This window comes from Pseudoalteromonas sp. JC28 (assembly GCF_013319255.1).
Taxonomy (GTDB): Bacteria; Pseudomonadota; Gammaproteobacteria; order Enterobacterales; family Alteromonadaceae; genus Pseudoalteromonas.
This window is the reverse complement of the sequence record NZ_QOKX01000004.1, coordinates 128,369-149,167: the sequence shown is the minus strand read 5'-3', so window position 1 is coordinate 149,167 and position 20,799 is coordinate 128,369. Positions and strand designations below refer to the sequence as shown.

The 20,799-nt window shown below is 41.5% G+C and carries 13 protein-coding genes and 1 tRNA gene; 7 read left to right on the top strand and 7 right to left on the bottom strand.

What is annotated here, in order from left to right; all coding sequences use genetic code 11:
- Positions 1 to 84 precede the first annotated feature (84 nt).
- Together DS891_RS10520 and DS891_RS10515 are read left to right on the top strand one after the other, a co-directional pair.
- A complete protein-coding gene (locus DS891_RS10520) occupies positions 85 to 3,048 on the top strand; it encodes a TonB-dependent receptor (protein WP_174169759.1) in 2,964 nt (987 codons plus the stop codon).
- A gap of 185 nt (positions 3,049 to 3,233) precedes the next feature.
- On the top strand, positions 3,234 to 5,915 hold the full coding sequence (locus DS891_RS10515; RefSeq protein WP_174169758.1) for an ATP-binding protein: 2,682 nt from the start codon (positions 3,234 to 3,236) through the stop codon (positions 5,913 to 5,915).
- Here DS891_RS10515 and rimI read toward each other — a convergent pair.
- From rimI to DS891_RS10500, 3 genes are all read right to left on the bottom strand, one after another.
- Positions 5,907 to 6,353 (bottom strand): ribosomal protein S18-alanine N-acetyltransferase, encoded by a 447-nt coding sequence (gene rimI, locus DS891_RS10510; protein WP_010605967.1) that lies wholly within the window; start codon positions 6,351 to 6,353, stop codon positions 5,907 to 5,909. The genes DS891_RS10515 and rimI overlap by 9 nt on opposite strands.
- A complete protein-coding gene (locus tag DS891_RS10505; RefSeq protein WP_174169757.1) occupies positions 6,343 to 6,639 on the bottom strand; it encodes a hypothetical protein in 297 nt (98 codons plus the stop codon). The genes rimI and DS891_RS10505 overlap by 11 nt, the downstream gene beginning before the upstream one ends.
- A gap of 64 nt (positions 6,640 to 6,703) precedes the next feature.
- Positions 6,704 to 6,780 (bottom strand) — tRNA-Trp (locus tag DS891_RS10500).
- 555 nt (positions 6,781 to 7,335) lie between these two features.
- Here DS891_RS10500 and DS891_RS24710 point away from each other — a divergent pair.
- From DS891_RS24710 to DS891_RS10490, 3 genes are all read left to right on the top strand, one after another.
- A complete protein-coding gene (locus DS891_RS24710) occupies positions 7,336 to 7,464 on the top strand; it encodes a hypothetical protein (protein ID WP_010374643.1) in 129 nt (42 codons plus the stop codon).
- Positions 7,465 to 7,750: 286 nt separating this feature from the next.
- Positions 7,751 to 9,403 (top strand): ATP-binding protein, encoded by a 1,653-nt coding sequence (locus DS891_RS10495; RefSeq protein WP_025768383.1) that lies wholly within the window; start codon positions 7,751 to 7,753, stop codon positions 9,401 to 9,403.
- Positions 9,400 to 11,235, top strand: coding sequence for an ATP-dependent endonuclease (locus DS891_RS10490; RefSeq protein ID WP_174169756.1), 1,836 nt, complete (start codon positions 9,400 to 9,402; stop codon positions 11,233 to 11,235). The genes DS891_RS10495 and DS891_RS10490 overlap by 4 nt, the downstream gene beginning before the upstream one ends.
- Before the next feature lie 412 nt (positions 11,236 to 11,647).
- Here the strand turns inward: DS891_RS10490 and guaA are convergent, their stop codons facing one another.
- Both guaA and guaB read right to left on the bottom strand, forming a co-directional pair.
- Positions 11,648 to 13,222, bottom strand: a complete 1,575-nt coding sequence (guaA, locus tag DS891_RS10485; RefSeq protein ID WP_102057462.1) for a glutamine-hydrolyzing GMP synthase — start codon at positions 13,220 to 13,222, stop codon at positions 11,648 to 11,650.
- Between the two features lie 105 nt (positions 13,223 to 13,327).
- Complete coding sequence (gene guaB / locus DS891_RS10480; protein ID WP_174169755.1) at positions 13,328 to 14,797, bottom strand: IMP dehydrogenase; 1,470 nt, start codon at positions 14,795 to 14,797, stop codon at positions 13,328 to 13,330.
- 131 nt (positions 14,798 to 14,928) lie between these two features.
- On the opposite strand from guaB, the gene xseA reads away from it, so the two are divergent.
- Positions 14,929 to 16,266, top strand: a complete 1,338-nt coding sequence (gene xseA / locus DS891_RS10475) for an exodeoxyribonuclease VII large subunit (RefSeq protein WP_174169754.1) — start codon at positions 14,929 to 14,931, stop codon at positions 16,264 to 16,266.
- A 48-nt stretch (positions 16,267 to 16,314) separates the two neighbouring features.
- On the opposite strand, the gene cysE is transcribed toward xseA, so the two are convergent.
- A complete protein-coding gene (cysE, locus tag DS891_RS10470) occupies positions 16,315 to 17,136 on the bottom strand; it encodes a serine O-acetyltransferase (RefSeq protein ID WP_010607638.1) in 822 nt (273 codons plus the stop codon).
- A gap of 243 nt (positions 17,137 to 17,379) precedes the next feature.
- Here cysE and DS891_RS10465 point away from each other — a divergent pair, with 243 nt between their 5' ends.
- Entirely contained in the window at positions 17,380 to 17,787 is a 408-nt protein-coding gene (locus DS891_RS10465; RefSeq protein ID WP_010374636.1) for a diacylglycerol kinase, read from the top strand.
- A 75-nt stretch (positions 17,788 to 17,862) separates the two neighbouring features.
- Here DS891_RS10465 and DS891_RS10460 read toward each other — a convergent pair whose 3' ends face one another.
- Positions 17,863 to 20,739, bottom strand: a complete 2,877-nt coding sequence (locus DS891_RS10460) for a pitrilysin family protein (protein ID WP_174169753.1) — start codon at positions 20,737 to 20,739, stop codon at positions 17,863 to 17,865.
- Between the last annotated feature and the right edge of the window lie 60 nt (positions 20,740 to 20,799).

The following is a 20,799-nucleotide window of genomic DNA, read 5'->3' as shown; positions in this document are numbered from 1 at the left end:
CGCAGCACCTATATTGCGATACGCCGCCTTCCAAAGTATGGAAAGGGTCGGCCATCGTTATAAACAAAGTAAATAAGGGTCAAAATGTTGAAGAAGTTAAATCTAGTTACCGCTGGAATCCAAGTTGCTTTAGTCGCTGGTGCCGTAAGCAGTTCAGTAGCTGTTGCAAACGAACAAACAGAAGCTAAATCAGTAGAGCGTATTCAAGTTACCGGTTCACGAATCAAACGTGTGAACCTAACTTCACCTACACCAGTTACTGTAATTGGTGGTGTAGAGCTTGAAAACCAAGGCATCACCAACGTAAATGACCTTTTAGCTGAAATGCCTCAAGCTAGTGTTGGCCTATCTCCTGAAAATACCACCAGCTACATCTATGCATCAGGTTTAAATACTACTGATCTGCGTGGTTTAGGCTCAGAACGTACACTGGTATTAGTTAATGGCCGTCGCTTTGTACCAGGATCTGTTGGTGACACTGCGGTAGATTTAAACAACATCCCTACTTCTATTATTGAGCGTGTAGAAATCGCAACAGGCGGCGCAGCAGCAGTCTATGGTGCGGACGCTGTCGCTGGTGTTGTAAACATCATTACCAAGAAGTCATTTGATGGCGTAGAAGTTGATATCTCCACCGTGAAGCCTGAACAAAGTGGCGGTGAAGATTACTCTTTCTCAATTACTGGCGGACAAGAGCTAGACAAGCTTTCATTCATTACCTCGTTGAATTATACGAAAAACGAAAGCTATGCAAAGCTTGACCGCGATTTCTACAGAAATTCAATGCGATCGATAGCCAACCCTTCTGACACAGGAAGCAAAGATGGCATTCCTGGGAATATCGTACTAAACGGTCAAACGGCCCTCGCTAGATATTCTGAAAAAGGTGATTTCTTTGCTATCGCTCCGGGTGCAGATAAAACTCGTGATGTATATTTAAATAACCACTTTGCATTTCAAGAAGATGGTTCATTACAACCATTTAACTATGGGTTAGGTTTGATCCCAGATCCAAATTCAGCTATTTCAAACTTAGCTGCTGGCCGCTACTTCCACGATGAATACAACAAAGGTGATGGTGTATTTACTCAAGGATCAAAAAGTTATTTTAGAACACCTCTAGAGCGAGTAATCGCTTCTGCGTATGGTACTTACGAACTGAATGATGAGCATGCTCTGACATTTGACGCAACTTGGTCAAAAACAGACTCGACAACTGAAAGCGGTCCAACATTCTTCGCCTATAAGATCTATCGTGATAATGCCTTTGTGAGCGATGAAATGGGCAATATCATGGATAGCGTAGAATACAAAGATAAAGATGGTAATTTAGTCAAAGGTATTGATAGCGTAACTTTATATCAAGCGAACTCAAACCTTTGGGGTGACCGTAACTACGAACAAGAGCGTGAAGTCTTCCGTTCATCTATTGGTGCCGAAGGGATTATCAATGATGATTGGAGTTACAGTGCCTATTTCCAATTTGGCCGCGTAGAGCAAGATACAACTTGGACAGGTGAAGTTCTTGAACAAAACTTACTAAACGCAGTTAACTCAGCCGTTATCGATGGTCAAACTGTATGTGTAGACCGTGATAGTAAAGGTAAGATCATTGGCCAAATCGCAGGCTGTGTACCATTTAATCCTATGGGCGCAACATCAGCAACTGCAGAGCAAATGGGTTATATTTCGACTGTAGCGACCCGTTTTGCAAGACATGATCAAGCTGTTTTTGCAGCCACCGTCGATGGTATTCTATTTGAGCTTCCTGCTGGTTATGTGAGTGCTGCATTTACCGCCGAGCACCGTCGCGAAGTTGCTGAAAAGACACCATCTGAAAATATGGAAAAAGGCTTAATCTTCGGTAATTCTAGCTTACCAATGCATGGTGAAATTGAAGTTGACGAGCTTTCAATGGAGCTATCTGTACCATTACTCGTGGACGAATTTCTTGCATTAGACTTAACATTTGAAGGTGCATATCGTTATATGGATTATTCAGTGACTGGTGGAGATGATGCTTGGAAGCTAGCACTTAATTGGGGTATAACTGAAGAGTTAAGACTACGCGTTAACCGTTCAAAATCAGTCAGAGCACCGAGCTTAGGTGATCTATTTGCACCGTCATCAACACAATACAGCTCTGGCCGTGCTGACATCTGTCGTGCTGACAGCATTAAAAAGCTAAGTGACGATTACAAGTACAAACAAAACATTATTAGAAACTGCCAAGCTGACGGCTTACCAGAAGGTTGGATGCCTTCTTCAGAATGGCTTGCGGGCGGCAGTCTTGAAGGTTCAATCGTTGGTAACACCGAACTTAAGAACGAAGTGTCTAATGACTTAACTGTAGGTCTTATCTATACACCTGAATTTATCGAAGGTCTAGATTTTACTGTTGATTATTGGTCATTCGAAATTGACGGCGCAATTCAATACTTTGGTCGTGCAGACATAATCAAATACTGTTATGAAAGTGAATCAATTGACAACTTATTTTGTAAAAACTTAGTTCGCGGTGAAAATGGCGATATTGAACACTTCTATCAACGCCCAATTAACTCTGCACAAATAGTAAAGAAAGGTTACGATCTAGAGTCGGCATATCGATTTGATGCCATGAGTGGTGAGGTTGCTTTAAAATTAGCCGCGACTTACATTCAAAAAGACACTCAAAACTCAACAGGCCGTGCTGACGACTTACGTAGCTTTACTGGACTAACTGACGATTCACCACGCTGGAAAGGCCGTTTTACAGCAGTGTACTCGCAAGATGAATCAGTTTACGCGTTAACGGTTAATTACCGCCATAGTACGGTTGATGACAAAGATTGGACTATTGAAGCTAATAACTTCAACGAAGTTTCATCATATACAACTGTGGATTTCATGTATAAGTCATACGTGTTAGAGGATTTACAACTTCGTCTAGGTGTAAGTAACCTATTTGATAAAGAACCTCCTCGTACACCAGCAACATTCGACTCAGGCGAGTTCTATGATGTTAATGGTCGTAGATTCTCAGTAGGTATGAAGTATAACTTCTAATCTTCTTTAGAATTTGATTCAAAAAAAGCCTCCTTTTGGAGGCTTTTTTACGTTATCCCCACCTTTTATCTTATTTTCGCCGCGATTGAGCAAACTTGAGTATTCACCTCCCCCAGCTTATGATTTAATACTCATGTTAATTTTTTTGTAATTTGAATTTCGTGTAGCAAGGCAGCTAGTTATCCATGAAAACAAGCAAGTTAAGTATTCGACTCCTTTGGTATATCACCCCGCTTGTGATATTACCCTTGCTGTTTCTTGGCGGATTTACGCTCACGAATGTAACTAGCTCAACGCAAAAACAAGCCAAGCTCATTGTTAGTCGTTTCGTTGAACAACAACAGCAGAAGATGTTCAATTATATTGAGATCTACCAGTCCACGACAAAACTGCTTTCAACCTCTCCCGTGCTCAGTGATTTTCTTAATTCGGCCAACCTTGAAAAGATGGAAAAAACCAAGCGTTTAGGTGCACTGATGGATGTATTTGCCAGTTATAGTGAAGCCTACCCTGATATCATTAGTATCAATCTTTTATCTCCCAATGGCAGAAGCTCCGCATTTTACTCTAGTAACTTAGGGGGAGCACCGAACCTTTATCCCTTTGCCAAACAAATCATGCAAAGTAACTTACGCCAACATCAATTTATGGTTGCCTCAAGTGCAGGTACGCAACTGTATTTTGTCCAGCAGATCTACAGTGTAGATTACGAACTTAAGCAGCCTAGACAACAAGGCTATATCGTCGTACAAGTTTCTCCCTCTCTCTTAAGTACTAGCATACTTGAAGCTCCGTATGATAATACGCTAAACCTCTTGGTGAGCATTGATGGTGAGGTATTATTCAGCTCAGATACAAATCTCATTGGCCACTATTTAAGCGCCAGTGAAATAGAAAAAATAGGCTATATTGCTGATCTTGGGCAATTAGACTCTACCGTTATTCATAGCATTGATAATGTAGAAAGGATGACCTACAGCGCGCAACTAAGTGGTGGTTACTTTTATATTTCGACAATTCCCAAATCACTACTCTATCGCTCAGGTAAAACTATTAGTCTGATCACAGCACTGATCGTTATCTTATCTGTGATTACACTACCGATCTTGATTTTTATCGTGGTTCGTAACCTGTTGTTAAATCCAATAGAGTTATTGGGCGAAGCGAGCCACCGGGTCGGAGATGGTGATCTAATGGTGGCGCTACCAGAGCATAATAGTGACGAAGTTGGCATTCTTTTCAGAGATTTCAACCATATGATCGGCCAAATTCGGACCTTTCAGCGAGAGCTTGAGGATTACAAAGAGCACTTGGAAGAGAAAGTTGAAGACAGAACCAAAGAATTAGAAGAAACTAATAGCAAGCTAGGAGTTGCTATTGTAGAAGCCGAGCAGGCAAACCAGCTTAAAAGTCGCTTTTTAGCTAACATGAGTCATGAGATACGTACCCCGCTTACCGCTATTATGGGGTTTACCGAGCAGCTTATACAGAATCCTAATTCACCTGCCTCAAAACAGCACCTAGACACAATTTTAAGAAACTCTAAACACCTTTTAGAACTTATCAATAATATTTTAGACCTCTCTAAAATTGAGGCTGAAAAACTAGATGTGGAGGAATCAGAGGTCTTGGTAATGCCACTCATCAATGATATTGAATCCATCATTGAGCCGATGACAAATGAAAAACTACTGAACTTTTCCACAGAATTTATTCTACCGTTGCCTGACAAGCTTTACACCGACATTACTCGCTTAAAACAAATCTTGCTTAACATCGCAACAAACGCGGTGAAATTTACTGAGTACGGTGGCGTTCATTTAAAGGTGGAGTTTAGACCGGAATCTGAAAAGTTTATTTTTAGTATCAAAGACACCGGAATTGGCATGTCGCAAAATGAGCTAGAGCGCGCATTTAAGCCTTTTGAGCAAGCTGATACAACAACAACTCGGCGCTTCGGTGGCACAGGACTAGGTCTTTGTATATCAAAGAATCTAGCACAACTGCTTGGCGGTGACGTAAATGTTCAAAGCCAACAAGGCGCAGGTAGTCTATTTTCTGTTGAAGTCTCGGGTAATTTCAAAGAGCGCTCTTACTCTTGGCTAAACGCACTTGAGCGACCAAGACAACCGGATAACAGTAAAACCCATATTGCAGCAGTAAAAGAGCTTGATGCCAAAGTGCTTGTTGCGGAAGACAATCCCGATAACCAAGAGCTTATTACGCTGCTACTGTCTAACTGGGGCATAGTTCCTGATATTGCTAATAACGGTGCTGAAGCGGTTGAAATGGCGCTGGTTGAAGACTATCAACTGATCTTAATGGATATGCAAATGCCAGTCATGGGTGGTGAAGAAGCAACGCAAATGCTCAGACATGCCGCCTATGATGGACCAATCATCGCACTTACCGCCAACGTAATGAAACACGACATAGACAACCATATTAAAGCAGGATGTGATGCCACTCTTGGCAAGCCGATAGATAAAGAATTGCTAGGTAAATTACTACTTGAGTACCTTGAACTTCAAAATGGCAAGTCCTCTTCATGGGATGCCTTGTTACAAACCGAAAAGTTCTTACAAATAAGCCGAAATTACGTTGAAAAGCTACCGTCACAGCTAGTTGAGCTGCAAAAGCTTTATGATACACAGGAATGGGAATCTTTAAGGGCACTAGCACATAGTATCAAAGGCAGCGCGGGTTGCTTTGGCTTTATGAATATTCATGAAGCCGCAGGGGAACTAGAAACCAGTTTGCAAAAAACACAAAACAGTAATCGCCATTACTATTTGCTTAAGCTCACTGAGGCTATGCGCTACACCCTATCGATAGACCAGCCCACGGATAATAGTCACTTAGGCTAATGGTAAGGCCATGAGCATTGCATCTTCACGACCATGAGTGCTCGGGTAGTAGTTTTTTCTCAAGCCCATTTCGACAAAATCATAGCGATGATATAACGCGATTGCTGAAGCGTTTGACGCTCTTACTTCAAGGAAGATATTTTCTGCCTGCAAGGTCTCTGCTTGCGCTAACAAATCTTCCATTAATGGCTTCGCGTAGCCCTTACCTTGGTAATTAGGACGAATACAAATATCCATCAAGGTTAAGTCTGGGCCCGCACGCTCTGCAACGTAGAAACCCACTAGCGTATTACCATCAACAATAGCTGTATTAAAGTAACGACCATGAAGGCAGGACTGCATGGTTTTCTCACTCCAAGGAAAAGCATGACAGGCTTGTTCTACTTGCATTATTTCATTAAGTGGAAATTGTAGTAAGCCACCTTGCTTAACTTGCATCTTGTTGACTCCAAATTAATTGCCACAACGCACGCTTTTGAGCCGTACTTAGTTGTGCACTCGGTAAACTCAATTGGTTATCCTGAAGTGCAATCGTGTTACCCGTGACAACCTCAATTTTTCTACCCATTACCAATTCAAAGTCCTGCAACAAAACAGTCGGTAAAGCTATTTGCTGAAGCTCATTCACATCAGTAGCAACAACTGCGTTGGGATCAAGATGTGCAAATGTAGAATTTAGCCTTAGCGGTACAATATCAAGAATATCTGCGTAAATCGGATTCATGGCTAAGCAGTTTAATTTTTTAAGGAAGTTTACTTTGAAAAAATGCGAAGTGCAAAATAAGAAGTGGCAGGGGCGGCAGGACTCGAACCCGCAACCATCGGTTTTGGAGACCGCTGTTCTACCAATTGGAACTACGCCCCTGCAATGTCGACGCATTATAAAGCGCTTTTTTGAAAGGTAAAGTGAAAAATCACTTTTTTGATTCAACTGCTTCTAAAACAAGCAAAATGGCGAATATTTATCATATTCGCCATTTTCTTAAGCGGATGCTAACTCATTTTAGAGTCATTATTCCCACTTGAAGATCAACAGAAGAAAATATATCTACATAGCAGCTAGTTAGAAAGCTAGCTGTTCTCGATACCATCACCTATACCATGCGCAGAACTTTTTTGATTTTTTACTGATCGTCGAGGCTTTAGTTCAGCTTTAACCTAGGCCAAAGATTCTTGTATATCACGACGAAGCTCTTGTATCTCTTCAACACTCAGCCGTCGCGGACCCGAGGCAATTCTATCCATCTTGTGTCTCCAACCGGTCACCATACACCTTAAGTGGTTCGTCAAAACGTGAGTTACCAGCAGAGAACTTAGAGGATATTTTTTTGATTGTTTTTCATACACACCTTGAAAACCATCAATACTGCTCAAAGATCACACAACGAGGAATAACCTCGTAAAATAAAAGGATCAAATCATGGGTTTGAAACCAGGACCAAAACCAAAAGCCAAATCAACAGGCAAGCCAGATCAACGTCGACGTGACAACAAAAAAACTCCAGGAAACACGCCAGGCCTAAAGCCGAGTAAATCCTCGAGCAAGTAACTCTACCTCAATATCGGGTCAGTGTAAGCGGTACTGACTCTTGTTGCTAAAACCCGCTTCTGCGCCAAAATGAGTTTTGAACCAAAGTTCAAACATTGAATATCAGTTAACTTTGACATACATATACTAATAGCAGATTATGAGCCTAGTTGAGCACTTATGATTATTCAGACATGTTCTGCAATTTATGAGTGGAAGGAAGAATGAGACCTCTAGAACAGTATGGTGCTGCTATGGTGTCTATATTTTCTGAAGATATTATAAAGACAATGAAGGAAGTTATAAATTGACAACATCATTAAGAGAACAAGCTTTAAAATTTGGTAAAATTAAAGAAGTTGACGGTGCCGCAATTATACTTCATGCAGATGTTCTAGAGCGCGAGTTTCAAAGTATAAAGCACTGCGCTGAGGTTGGTGCTTATGTTAACTGTGGCGGAGCGCACGGTAATACAATTTGTACCATAAGCAAAGTTCAGATCACTGAAGTTGAGAGAACAAAAAGATCAAATGATGGGCTTGAAATTGTTAGGGAAGAGAGGAAAGTAGTAACGCTCTCAATATTGGGTTGTGCTATCAATGGTAAGTTTAATCGAGGCACCAAACGTCTTCCCACAATAAATTGTGATACATATTTTCTTAGCAGTGACCAAGTAAACCAATTAATAGGCATAGACCTAAATGAAGACAAAGAGCACTTTTGTGTTACTGATCCAAACGATGACGATCAAACGTATTTAAACTTAGATAAGCTAATGGGGCGGCATACCGCCATATTAGGTACTACAGGTAGTGGTAAAAGTTGCACCGTCGCATCGATAGTTCAATCAATATTATCAAGCTATGAGTGTCCTAGAATATTGTTTTTTGATATTCATAATGAATACCCTTCAGCATTTGGCTATAACGATAAAGCACCAAACGAAGACTTTAAAAATAGAACAAATGCAATTCCTTGGAATGATTTTACACTTCCATACTGGTTTTTAGATTTAGAAGAGTTCTTCGGTGTTTATAATCTTGAACCTGGTTCTAATCAGAAAGCTATAATAAAAAGGCTTATAACGAAACAAAAAGAAATAGAAGCTAAAAAGCAAAATATCGATGGTGTAGTTGTTTCTGCAGACACACCAATTTTTTTCAGTATTGATACTCTTTTAGATGAAATAATAGCTGAAAAGGATTCTCAAAATAATGCTACTAATAAGAAACCATATGAGAGTATTATTCTTAAACTCCAAGCTGTACGTCATGATACTCGTTACTCATTTCTTCATCGAAAAATTGATGATGAAACATCAATAGTCGAATATTTTGAATTTATTTTAGGCTTATCTGAATCTGAAGCATATTTAAACATATTAGATTTAAGTGGCTTGCCCGCAGAAGTAAGAGCTGTTTGTGTTGGCGTTATTTCAAGATTATGTTTCGACTTTAAATATTGGGATTTAGACCCTGAAAACATCCCTCTTAACTTAATACTAGAAGAGGCTCACACCTATATTCCAGAAGATAGCGATTCAAAGTTCAATATAGCAAAAGAACGAGTTGAGAGAATTGCAAAAGAAGGGAGGAAGTATGGTGTTGGTTTGACCGTTGTTACTCAACGCCCATCAAATGTTTCAACAACTGTCTTATCTCAATGCGGAACATATATAACCCTTCGACTTACCAATGATCTAGACCAAAACAAGATTAAAAGGTTGTTGCCAGATACATTAGCTGGTCAAGTTGACTTCTTACCTAGTCTTAGAGACGGTGAGGCATTTGTTTCTGGAGACTCAATTAATTTACCAAGAAAAGTTCAATTTAGGGTGCCTAACCCAATGCCTAGAAGTAATGACGTTAGATATCATAAATCTTGGAAACTAGGGAAGCCTGAAACCTATTCTTTAAAAGCTTTAGTTGACTCTTGGCATAAGCAGGACAAATCTAAATGAAGATTGACTCTATAAAACTTTGTGGTTGGCGCTCATATGATTTAAATGGCGTTTATATAAGCGGATTAAAGTCGATAAACCTAATTATTGGACCAAATAACTCAGGAAAATCTAATTTGGCCAAATATTTTAATTACTTAAAAAGTATAGCTAGTGAAAATCTGACTACTGGAACTGCGATTTCAGTTGCCACTGAACTTGATGAAAGCCAAACATGGGGTTGGGGAAAGGAGAAAATTAACTGTGAAATTTCACTTTCAAACGATAATATCTTCACGGAAGATGATAAAGTTTCTTATACGGCAAATGAGAATAAAGTTACGCTAGATTGCTACCATGATGTTAGTTCTAATATATCTGTTTTAAACATGAAGGTTAATCGTAAGCCGATCTTCAATGATAGTAATTTAATCTGTTCTGATTTGGAAGCAAATACATGGATAGACCCGACAGACGATGTAGCAGGGTTTAGTGATAATGAATTTTATTGGAGAAGCTTCTTAAATTCATTGGTGTTTGTTGACCCTATTCGACATTACTCGCGCAATTCGAATAATGAGCAAAGATACTATTTTGATGGCGCAAAAATTATTGAAGAACTTGATAAGTTAAGACTCGACAGAGCAACTCCATCAAACTGGGCTGGATATAAAAAACAAATTAAGCAGTGGCTAACTGATATTTTAGCTGAGGAAGTAACTAATATTGAAGTTGTAGATAAGGATTTAAATCTTGAATTTGCATCAGGACTATCCTTTTCTTTAGATCAGTTAGGTACTGGGGTCTCTCAAATAGTAATGTTGCTATCACACCTTTGGATTAACAAGGAAGTCAATTTAAACGTTTTTCTCGAAGAACCCGAAGCCAATTTACACCCAGAAGCAGTAGTTAAACTTATAAGTATTTTTGAGAAAGAGCTAAATAATCATAGATTCTTTATTACTACTCATTCTCCATCCCTTATTGACTGCCTAAATGAAAACTGGGCTGTATACAGAACTTTAAAATCGCCCAATGGCGCAAGCTCAATTACCCCAAATGACAATATAATCAAGTATTATGAAACATTAGATTCATTGGGCGTAAAAGCTTCTCAAATACTTCAATCTAATACTATTTTATGGGTTGAAGGGCCTAGTGATAGGATTTACTTGAAAAAATGGATTGATATATATTCTGACGGAGAACTGAAAGAAGGAAAAGACTACTCCTTCTTGTACTTTGGTGGTACAAACTTAGCCTCTTTCACAGTACTAGATGATATTGGTGAAAATCTAATTAATATTTTTAGCACCAGTAGGAAGGCATGCTTGATTGCCGATTCTGATTGTTCTTCGCAAATAGACCGAGATGATGAGGGTTTTAAAGCATATCTAAGCTCTATGTTGAATAGACTTCGAACAGCCAATGCTAATAATGCTGGTTTAGATTCAACATTAGATGATTATGTCAAAGTGTGGATTACGGAAGGTCGTGAGATTGAGAATTATATTTGCAAAGATTTACTCTTTGACATTTTAACTAGCCAAGGTTTCAAGCGTGAATCAATTGGCAAGCGAAATAACCATAAGAAACTGTCGTTAAAATCAACTCAAGCTTCAGACTTTATATTCAAAAAATTTGATTCATTCGATAAAGCTATTTCCGATTGTTATCAATTTGATGATAATACTCCGCTAGATGCCCTTTCATTGAGTAATATTGCTTTAAGTTATGCAAGCAAAAAAGTACCTATTGCTAAAGCGGTAGTCGATAAGCTCGATAAAAAACACTGTTCGATTCTTGACCTAGAAAATAAACTGAAAGATTTAGTTGATTTTATTCGGAAATAGTTCGGTTGGAATCGGCCATTTAACAAGGCCATTAAGTTGGATTCGTAACAGCTTGCTCGGTTCCACTTCGTTTCACATTTTAGCAAGCTATTACTCACCACTCATAACGGAGTTAATCCATAGAAATTTTTATACGAAACTGACGAGCTAGAGTTAATGCTTTAACTCGGATATGTCCAAAAACAAGTTACAGCTTCACCATAATCGGTTTGATATATGTGAAATGAGGTGCTGTGTAGCCACGGCTCCAAAAAATAGCAGGCCAGCATCACTATAAACATCACTGCGAAGAAACCAAATACCTCCGCAAGGTTTTTTAAGAAAGTAAGAATTCATAAAAAAAGCCAGTCAGAAATACTGACTGGCCTTTTATTAATCTAACGAAAGCTAGGTTAGGTTTTTACAACCAAGCCTATTCCCACTCGATTGTCGCTGGCGGCTTACCTGATACATCGTAAACCACGCGAGAAATACCATCAATTTCGTTGATGATACGGTTTGAAACGTGGCCTAGTAGCTCGTATGGTAAATGCGACCAACGTGCTGTCATAAAGTCGATAGTTTCAACACAACGTAGTGAGATCACCCAATCGTATTTACGTGCATCGCCCATCACGCCAACAGAGCGTACCGGCAGGAACACGGCGAATGCCTGAGATACTTTGTGGTATAGGTCCGCTTTATGTAGCTCTTCAATGAAGATAGCGTCAGCACGGCGCAGTAAGTCACAGTATTCTTTCTTGATTTCGCCAAGCACACGAACACCAAGACCTGGACCTGGGAACGGGTGACGATAAAGCATGTCATACGGTAATCCAAGCTCTAGACCAATCTTGCGAACTTCATCTTTAAATAGTTCACGTAGTGGCTCAACCAGACCTAGCTCCATATCTTCAGGTAATCCACCCACGTTGTGGTGAGATTTGATCACATGTGCTTTACCGGTTTTAGATGCTGCCGATTCGATAACATCAGGGTAAATTGTACCTTGTGCTAACCATTTTGCATTCACGCGCTGGCTGGCTTGCTCATCGAATACTTCAATAAAGGTGTGACCAATTGCTTTACGTTTGTCTTCAGGGTCATTTAAACCGTTAAGCGCATTAAGGAAACGATCTTCAGCTTCTACCTTGATGATGTTCAGACCAAACTTATCACCGAACATATCCATTACTTGCTGGCCTTCATTCAAGCGTAGTAGGCCATTATCAACAAATACACAGGTTAGCTTATCGCCAATCGCACGGTGAATAAGCATTGCAACCACTGACGAATCAACACCACCAGATAGGCCAAGGATAACTTCGTCATCCCCTACTTTCTCTTTGATACGCTCAATTGCATCTTCAATGATTTGCTCAGGCGTCCATAGTTTTTCACACCCACAGATATCAATTGCAAAACGCTCTAGTAAACGCAAACCTTGCTGAGTATGCGTTACTTCTGGGTGAAACTGTACACCGTAGAAGCGCTTTTCTTCCCAAGACATTGCCGCATGAGGACAAGTATCCGTTCTCGCTGAAGTTTTGAATGTATCTGGAATTTTAGCAACTTTATCGCCATGGCTCATCCACACGTCTAGGTAACCAGCACCATCTTCGATGTGATCTTCAATCGCTTCAAATAGCTTACAGTCGCCTACTTTCTCTACTTTTGCGTAGCCGAATTCTTTTTTATCTGAGCTATGTACCTGACCACCAAGCTGCATTGCCATCGTCTGCATACCATAACAGATACCCAGTACAGGCACGCCTGCTTCGAATACATAATCTGGTGCTTTTGGGCTACCTTCAAGCGTCGTTGACTCTGGGCCACCTGATAGAATGATACCTTGAGGGTTGAACTCACGGATTTGCTCTTCTGTCACATCCCAAGCCCAAAGTTCACAGTAAACACCAATTTCACGTACACGACGTGCAATTAGCTGAGTGTATTGCGAACCAAAGTCTAAGATCAAAATTCGGGAATCGTGGATATCTTTGCTCATTGATAATCTCGTTAGTTAGGAACTAAACAGGATAAAGCCGCATTGCGCCTCTATCAAAAGTAATAAGGGCTAGCAACTTGCTAGCCCAGAAACACGCCTTGAGGCTTAACCCATGCGGTAGTTAGGCGCCTCTTTGGTGATCTGCACGTCATGTACGTGAGACTCACCCATACCCGCAGAAGTCACACGAACAAACTGCGGCTTAGTATTTAATTCAGTGATGGTTGCACAACCTGTTAGACCCATTGCACTGCGAATACCACCGATTTGCTGATGGATAATCGTTGCGATTGGTCCTTTGTATGCTACGCGACCTTCGATACCTTCAGGTACTAGTTTGTCAGCAGCATCGCTCTTCTGGAAGTAACGGTCAGACGAACCTTCTTTTTGATTCATCGCACCAAGAGAACCCATACCACGGTAAGACTTGTAGTAACGGCCTTGGTATAGTTCAACTTCACCAGGAGACTCTTCAGTACCCGCTAGCATAGACCCCACCATTACACATGCAGCACCAGCAACTAGCGCTTTTACGATATCACCAGAGAAACGGATACCGCCGTCGGCAATCACTGGAATATCACGACCTTTTAGGCCTTCTACTGCATCAGAGATAGCAGTTATTTGTGGTACACCACAGCCAGTCACGATACGAGTAGTACAGATAGAGCCTGGGCCAATACCCACTTTAACGGCATCTGCACCAGCATCAGCCAATGCAATTGCACCTTCTGAAGTTGCGACGTTACCTGCAACGATTTGTAGCTCTGGATAAGTTTCGCGCGTGGCTTTAACGCGGTCAATAACACCTTGAGAATGGCCGTGAGAAGTATCGATTAGTAGTACATCAACACCCGCTTCAACCAAAGCAGCAATACGCTCATCAGTGCCAGCACCAACACCAACAGCAGCACCAACACGAAGACGGCCTTGCTCATCTTTACACGCGTTTGGTTTATCTTGCGCTTTTTGGTAATCCTTAACGGTGATCATGCCTTTTAGTGCAAATGCGTCATCAACCACTAAGATTTTTTCGATACGGTGTTCGTGCATGAGGCCAAGGATCTCTTCACGAGATGCGCCTTCTTTTACTGTCACTAAGTCATCTTTCTTAGTCATTACCGTTGAAACTGCTTTTTCTAGCTTAGTTTCGAAACGCATATCACGGCTAGTCACGATGCCTTCAAGTTGGTTGTTTGCACCAACAACCGGGAAACCTGAAAACCCTTTGTCCTGTGCAAGCTCCATTGCTTCTGCAATCGTAAGATCAGAAGTAACCGTCACAGGGAAAGAGATAATACCCGCTTCATACGTCTTAACTTTACGCACGTTGCGAGCTTGCTCTTCGATAGTCATGTTTTTGTGGATAAAACCAATACCACCTTCTTGTGCCAGAGCGATCGCTAAGCGCGCTTCTGTCACTGTATCCATTGAAGCGGAAACAAGCGGTAAGTTTAATTCAATCCCACGAGTCAAACGCGTTTTCAGGTTTGCTGTGTGAGGAAGAACAGTTGAATGAGCTGGTACTAAAAGTACGTCGTCAAAGGTAAGGGCTTCTTTTGCAATTCTTAGCATGTTCGCGGCTTCTCTCAAGTGAACTGAGTATAAGGAATTGCGTGCGAATTTTATCAGCGTTCCTTATGGGAGTAAATAAAATTTAGCAAAAAATGTGATAAAGTGACTGTGAATTTTTTATGGAGGCCAACATGGGATACCCCAATAATAATAAAACCTATTCTGTATCAAGACTTAACAGAGAAATACGCTCGCTCTTAGAGCAAGGTTTTGCCTCTGTACAACTCACCGGAGAAATTTCAAACTTTGTTGCTCCGGCCTCAGGGCATTGGTATTTTTCTCTAAAAGATGACAAAGCACAGATAAAAGCGGCCATGTGGCGAGGTAATAATCGATACTGTAACCACCGCCCTGCCAACGGTCAGCAGGTAATGGTACAAGCTAGAGTGTCAGTGTATGAACCGCGAGGCGACTATCAATTGATAGTCGAGCAAATGGTCCCAGCTGGTGAAGGCTTGCTCAAGCAACAGTTTGACGCCCTTAAAATGCAGCTGGCCGCAGAAGGCCTGTTTTCGGCTAGTCACAAAAAGCCTTTGCCAAGTGTCATTAATCGCGTGGGGGTCGTCACCTCAGCGACTGGCGCTGCCATCAAGGATATTTTGACTGTACTCAAACGTCGTGCCCCACAGTTACAAGTTGTAATTTACCCAGCTCTAGTGCAAGGCGATGAAGCCAAGCAGCAGATTTGCAAACAAATCGCTCAGGCGAATGCTAGACGCGAGGTAGACGTATTGATCGTTGGCAGAGGTGGCGGCTCATTAGAAGACTTATGGAGCTTTAACGAGGAGCCCGTCGCAAGGGCCATTTTTGCCAGCTCAATTCCGGTGATAAGCGCAGTCGGCCATGAAATAGATACTACCATTTCCGACTATGTTGCAGATGTAAGAGCACCAACCCCATCGGCGGCTGCCGAATTAGTGAGCCCAGACTCAGAAGCGCTAAAACAGCGTACTTCACAGTTGCTACAATATCTCAATCAGGCTTTTAAACGTCGCCTTGAAGGTGCATCACAGCGATTAGCAAACTTTGAAGCCCGACTGCAGCTACAACACCCTAAGAATCAACTTATGCAGCAAACACAGCGAGTTGATGAATTGGAGCAGCGATTAATTCGTGCCCAAGCCCATCACTTACGTCAAAAGCAATCGCAATTCCATCTGTTGCAGCATAGATTTGATCGATTACATCCAGAGCAAAGGATCGCCCAGTTCAAGCAATTAGTCGCACAACTCAGTGATAAGTTGCAGTATGCAATGGAGCAAAAGCTTAATACACAAAGACATCAACTCGCGGTATCAAGCGCAAAACTAGACAGTGTCAGCCCACTGGCGGTATTAGCTCGGGGCTATAGTATTGCCAAGCAGGAAGATAACGTGATTAAGTCAGTGGCGGATGTCGACCCAGAAAAGCCGATAATTACGCAACTGGCTGATGGGGAGGTGGTGTCTATGGTCAAAGCAACCCAGTAAGCGGACATAAAAATGGGGAAGTGATTTCCCCATTTTTAATCTAATAACCTACAACATCGCAGAAGTGATAGACTCATTTTCGAGCCTATCATCGTCTTCTAGGAAGTTTTGGTTCATACTCTCTGCAGGACATGGGCATGATGGCTTACCAACCACCTTAGCAGGGATCCCCACTACCGTAGTGTGCGGTGCTACAGGGCTGAGTACAACAGAACCAGCCCCAATTCGAGCGCCCTCTCCTACTTCAATGTTGCCAAGTACTTTGGCACCAGCACCAATCAATACACCGGCGCGGATTTTCGGGTGACGGTCACCCTGCTCGTTACCCGTACCACCAAGTGTGACTGATTGCAGAATAGAAACATTATCTTCAATAACCGCTGTTTCACCAATGACTATACCAGTCGCATGGTCAAACATAATACCATGACCGACTTTACAAGCAGGATGGATGTCAACACCGAATACTTCAGAGGTTCTGCTCTGTATAAAGCGAGCCAGCTCTTTTCTGTCTTGACGCCATAAGCAGTATGCCAATCGATGTGCTTGGATTGCATGAAAACCTTTCAGATTTAAAATTACGTTGAGATAACTATCGGCAGCTGGGTCACGATCTTTAACAGCTTTTATATCATGTGCAACATGAGTCAGCATAGTATCGCAGTGCACAAAGGCCTGATCAAACAGCTCGCGGATTGTAAATGCTGACACCACAGCATCCGCCAACTTATTTGCAACGATAAAGCTTAATGCAGAACCAAGACACTCGTGATTTAAAATACTCGAGTAAACGTGACTAGCAAGCAATGGTTCGCGAGCAACCAACTCATTGGCTTCTTCGCGTAACTTATTCCAAATCTCATGTCTCATGTGACGAACTTCCGATAATACTGATACTTCTCATAGTGTAACGCTTAGAGTCATTGAGTGTCATGTATTATAAAAAATCAGGCTTCAAACACTTGGTTATATCTAATAACCAACCAACATATTTTAGCCTGGTTTTAAATACCCTCAGCTGGACCAAAGATTCTTACAATTTAGCACTGTCGAACTGAGTAGATCTTCGTATAATAACGCCCCATTGAATACTACCAACGCGGGATCGCTAATATGTCGATAAAGATCAAGACAACGGATACCAACAAACCAAATGGCACAGGGCTTGCGCGGATAATCAAAGCAACGCATTGCTCGGCGAAAGGAATGAAAGCGGCTTATAAAGAAGAGTCGGCATTTAGACAAGAAACGTGGTTACTGGTGGCAAGTCTTCCTTTATCAATCATATTGGCGCAAAGTATTGCTCAGTGGGCCTTATTGGTCGGTAGTGTACTGTTGATATTAGTCATAGAACTTATCAACTCGGCAATCGAAGCGCTGACAGATCGAGTGAGTACCGAGCATCACTTACTATCTGGTCGTGCAAAAGATATGGCATCAGCGGCCGTTACGCTGACATTATTAATTAGCTCGTTAATTTGGATAGCTGCCGCAGTGGAGTGGTTCAACACCATAACCTAAAATTACGCGTGGTTTTGATACAAAAAAATGGCGGCTAAATTTTTAGCCGCCATTTTTTATTAAGCTGAATAATCGTTATTCAAACACTTTTTCTACATCCAACGTTTTAATATTCTTACTTGGAATATTTAGCGGGTATGTAGCAATTTCAGCATCTTCTGCCAGCAATACATCAGGCTTTTTCGTGTTATAAGTCATAGGAGATGGCTGCTCAGCACTTAGGCGCTTCGCCATATCTTTTGCATCACCAGTGATAAACACATAGTGAATATCTTCGGTCTGCAAGTTCTCTTTGATAACTCGATTGATATCTTCAACAGACAGCGACGCTAGCTGCTTTGTCACATAGGCAACAAACTCATCGGTGTTGTAGAACTGGCTATCAAGTGCATAACCTAGCTGTCTATCTTGGCTCGCCACCATTTGCGGCACAAAGTTGATTAAGAAGTTACGTGTTGCTTCAAAGTCTGCTTGGCTCATCCCTTCTTTGATCAGCTTATCGAGTTCAAACAATGCAGTACGCGTTGCAAAATGGGCATCGTTATTAGAACGAAGTGGGCGTAACCACACTTGGAAAATTTGCTCACTACGACCTAAGTTTGCATCCGGCTTAGTTTGGAACATACCACGAGGGAAGTATTCGATATATGCATAATCACCATAGTTCATACCACGTACCTGACGGATACGCTGGTACAAGTGGCTGTTTGAACTGCGGTGCTCACCAAAGTATGAACGCACTAACCAAAGCGCAGCCCAGTCTTTGCTGCTACGAACCGTGTCGATTGGGAAACCAAAAGACACCGCTGTTGATTTTGCATTCTTTTCTACGATGGTTGCGTGATGGCCAGACAGTTTAGGGGCATCAGGCACTTGTAAACGCGCTTCTTCGCCTTTAGGTAAAGCCGCAAGATCGTTAAACATCGTTTCTTTTAGCTGTTTATCGAGTGCACCTGTGATACCCACGTTAAGTTTAGCTTGAGTAAATTGCTGAGCGTAAAAAGCCTTAACGTCATCCAGTGTGATTGCTTCTAAGTCTGATAAATCACCAAAGTTATAGCTTTCGTATGGGTGGCCTTTGTACAGCTCGTGATAAAGCACTTCTTTACCTAGTTCTTCATCATTTGACGCTTTCAAACCAGCCTTAATGCCGTCGATTAGCTCTTTTTTCAGACGTTTAAAATCATCTTCTCTGAACCCTGGGCTCAAAAGCTGCTGACTCACAATGCCATACCATTGATCAGCGTTATCTTTATGAATACGACCACGTAAAGAAATCATTTCTTTATCGATTTGATAACCGAAGCTACCAGCAATAGGATACAGCGCCTTTTGAATTTCTTTGTATGATTGCGACTCACTTCCACCATTGGCAATCATAGCCGCAGTAAGCGCAGCAAGACCTTTTTTACCTGCAGGATCTGCGGCAGCACCTGTGTAAAAAAGAAAGTTCACATCCACCAGCGGTGAATTATTGGTCTTGTCTAATACGTTGAAATGACGCGTTACTGGCTTGTCCATTTTTGCCACTAACTTGTCTAAGTTAACTTCCTTATCAAAACCAGGCACAGACTCAAGTGCAGACATAGTCACCGTTGTGCGGCTGCTGTCCACAAAGTATTTATTGGCAATATCACGAATGTCTTTCGCAGTGACTTTATCTGCACTTGCATAAAGCGCATTCACCACTTCAGGGTCACGCTCAAAATGCATGTAGCTTGCGAGTGTCGAAGCAATAGATTGTGATGAGTCAAGGCCGTTAATAAAGCTGTACTTTAGGTTTGATTTAAGTGCAGCAAGTTTATTTTCATCTACCAGCTCTGTGCGTGCTTTTGCGTAAGTGTTATTGATTGCATCACGCACTGTCGCCAGATCTTTTTCATCTTCAACTTTAACGAAAACATGCAGAAGACCAGGGTCTTTGGTTTCAGGGTTGTAGGTAAACATTTGGCTTGCAAGCTGTTTGTCTACCACCAGCTCTTGATATAACTCAGAGTTTTGAGAGAAGTATAACTGCGAGATCAAATCAAGCGCAGCTCGGTCTTTTTTCTTCGGCTCCCATGCAGTGCCTTTATATGAAACAAGCAACCAGTGACCAGGTAAGCCATCATATTTTTCATGAACGTAACGTGCTTTCTCTTGTTTAGGCTCAACTGGAATATCAGCTTGATAATCACCCTTTTTCCAATTACCCCAGTGCTTTTTCACCATAGCCATGGTTTCTTTTGGATCTACGTCACCCACAATGACAAGCGATACGTATTCTGGCTTGTAAAAACGTTCAAAGAAGGTTTTACCATAGGCCATTTGATCTGGCATTGCTTCGATGTCTTCAAAAAAGCCCATCGTTGTGTGTTTATAGGTATGTTTATCAAATGCTTCTTTTCTTACCGCAGAAAGCAGTTTTCGAACTGGGCTGGCATTATTTTTAAGGTATTCACCTTTCACGGTTAGTGCTTCAGTACGAAACTGTTCTTCACTGTAAGTCAGGTTCTGAAAGATATCCGCTTCGATTTCTAATACTTTATCTAAATGCTGCTTCGAGAAATTTAGGTGGTAGTTCGTGTAGTCATTGGTCGTGTAAGCGCGATTATCAACACCTGAATTTTTCAAAATGTCCGAATAAACGTCTTGTGGATACTTTTCTGAGCCTTTGAACATCATATGCTCAAAGAAATGAGCGAAGCCGGTTTTACCCGCTTCGACTTCATTACGCGAACCAACAGAAACCGGGATCTGTAGCGATACCACATCAGGATAGTTAGTTTTAACTACCATGACGCGAAGGCCATTTTCTAGCTCTTCCAAAACATAATCTTGGGCGAATACTTTATTGGATTGGGCAGCTTGAGTACTTTCAGCTGACTGTTGGGCTTGGTCTGAATTCGTCGCTGCGCAGCCACTAAGCGCTAAGCTTACGGCAAAGCTGGTTGCTAGTAATTTGAATTTCATGAATTTGGTCCTAATCATATTTTTTATTCTAAGTAAGTCGTGTTCACTTACGTTAGTAAA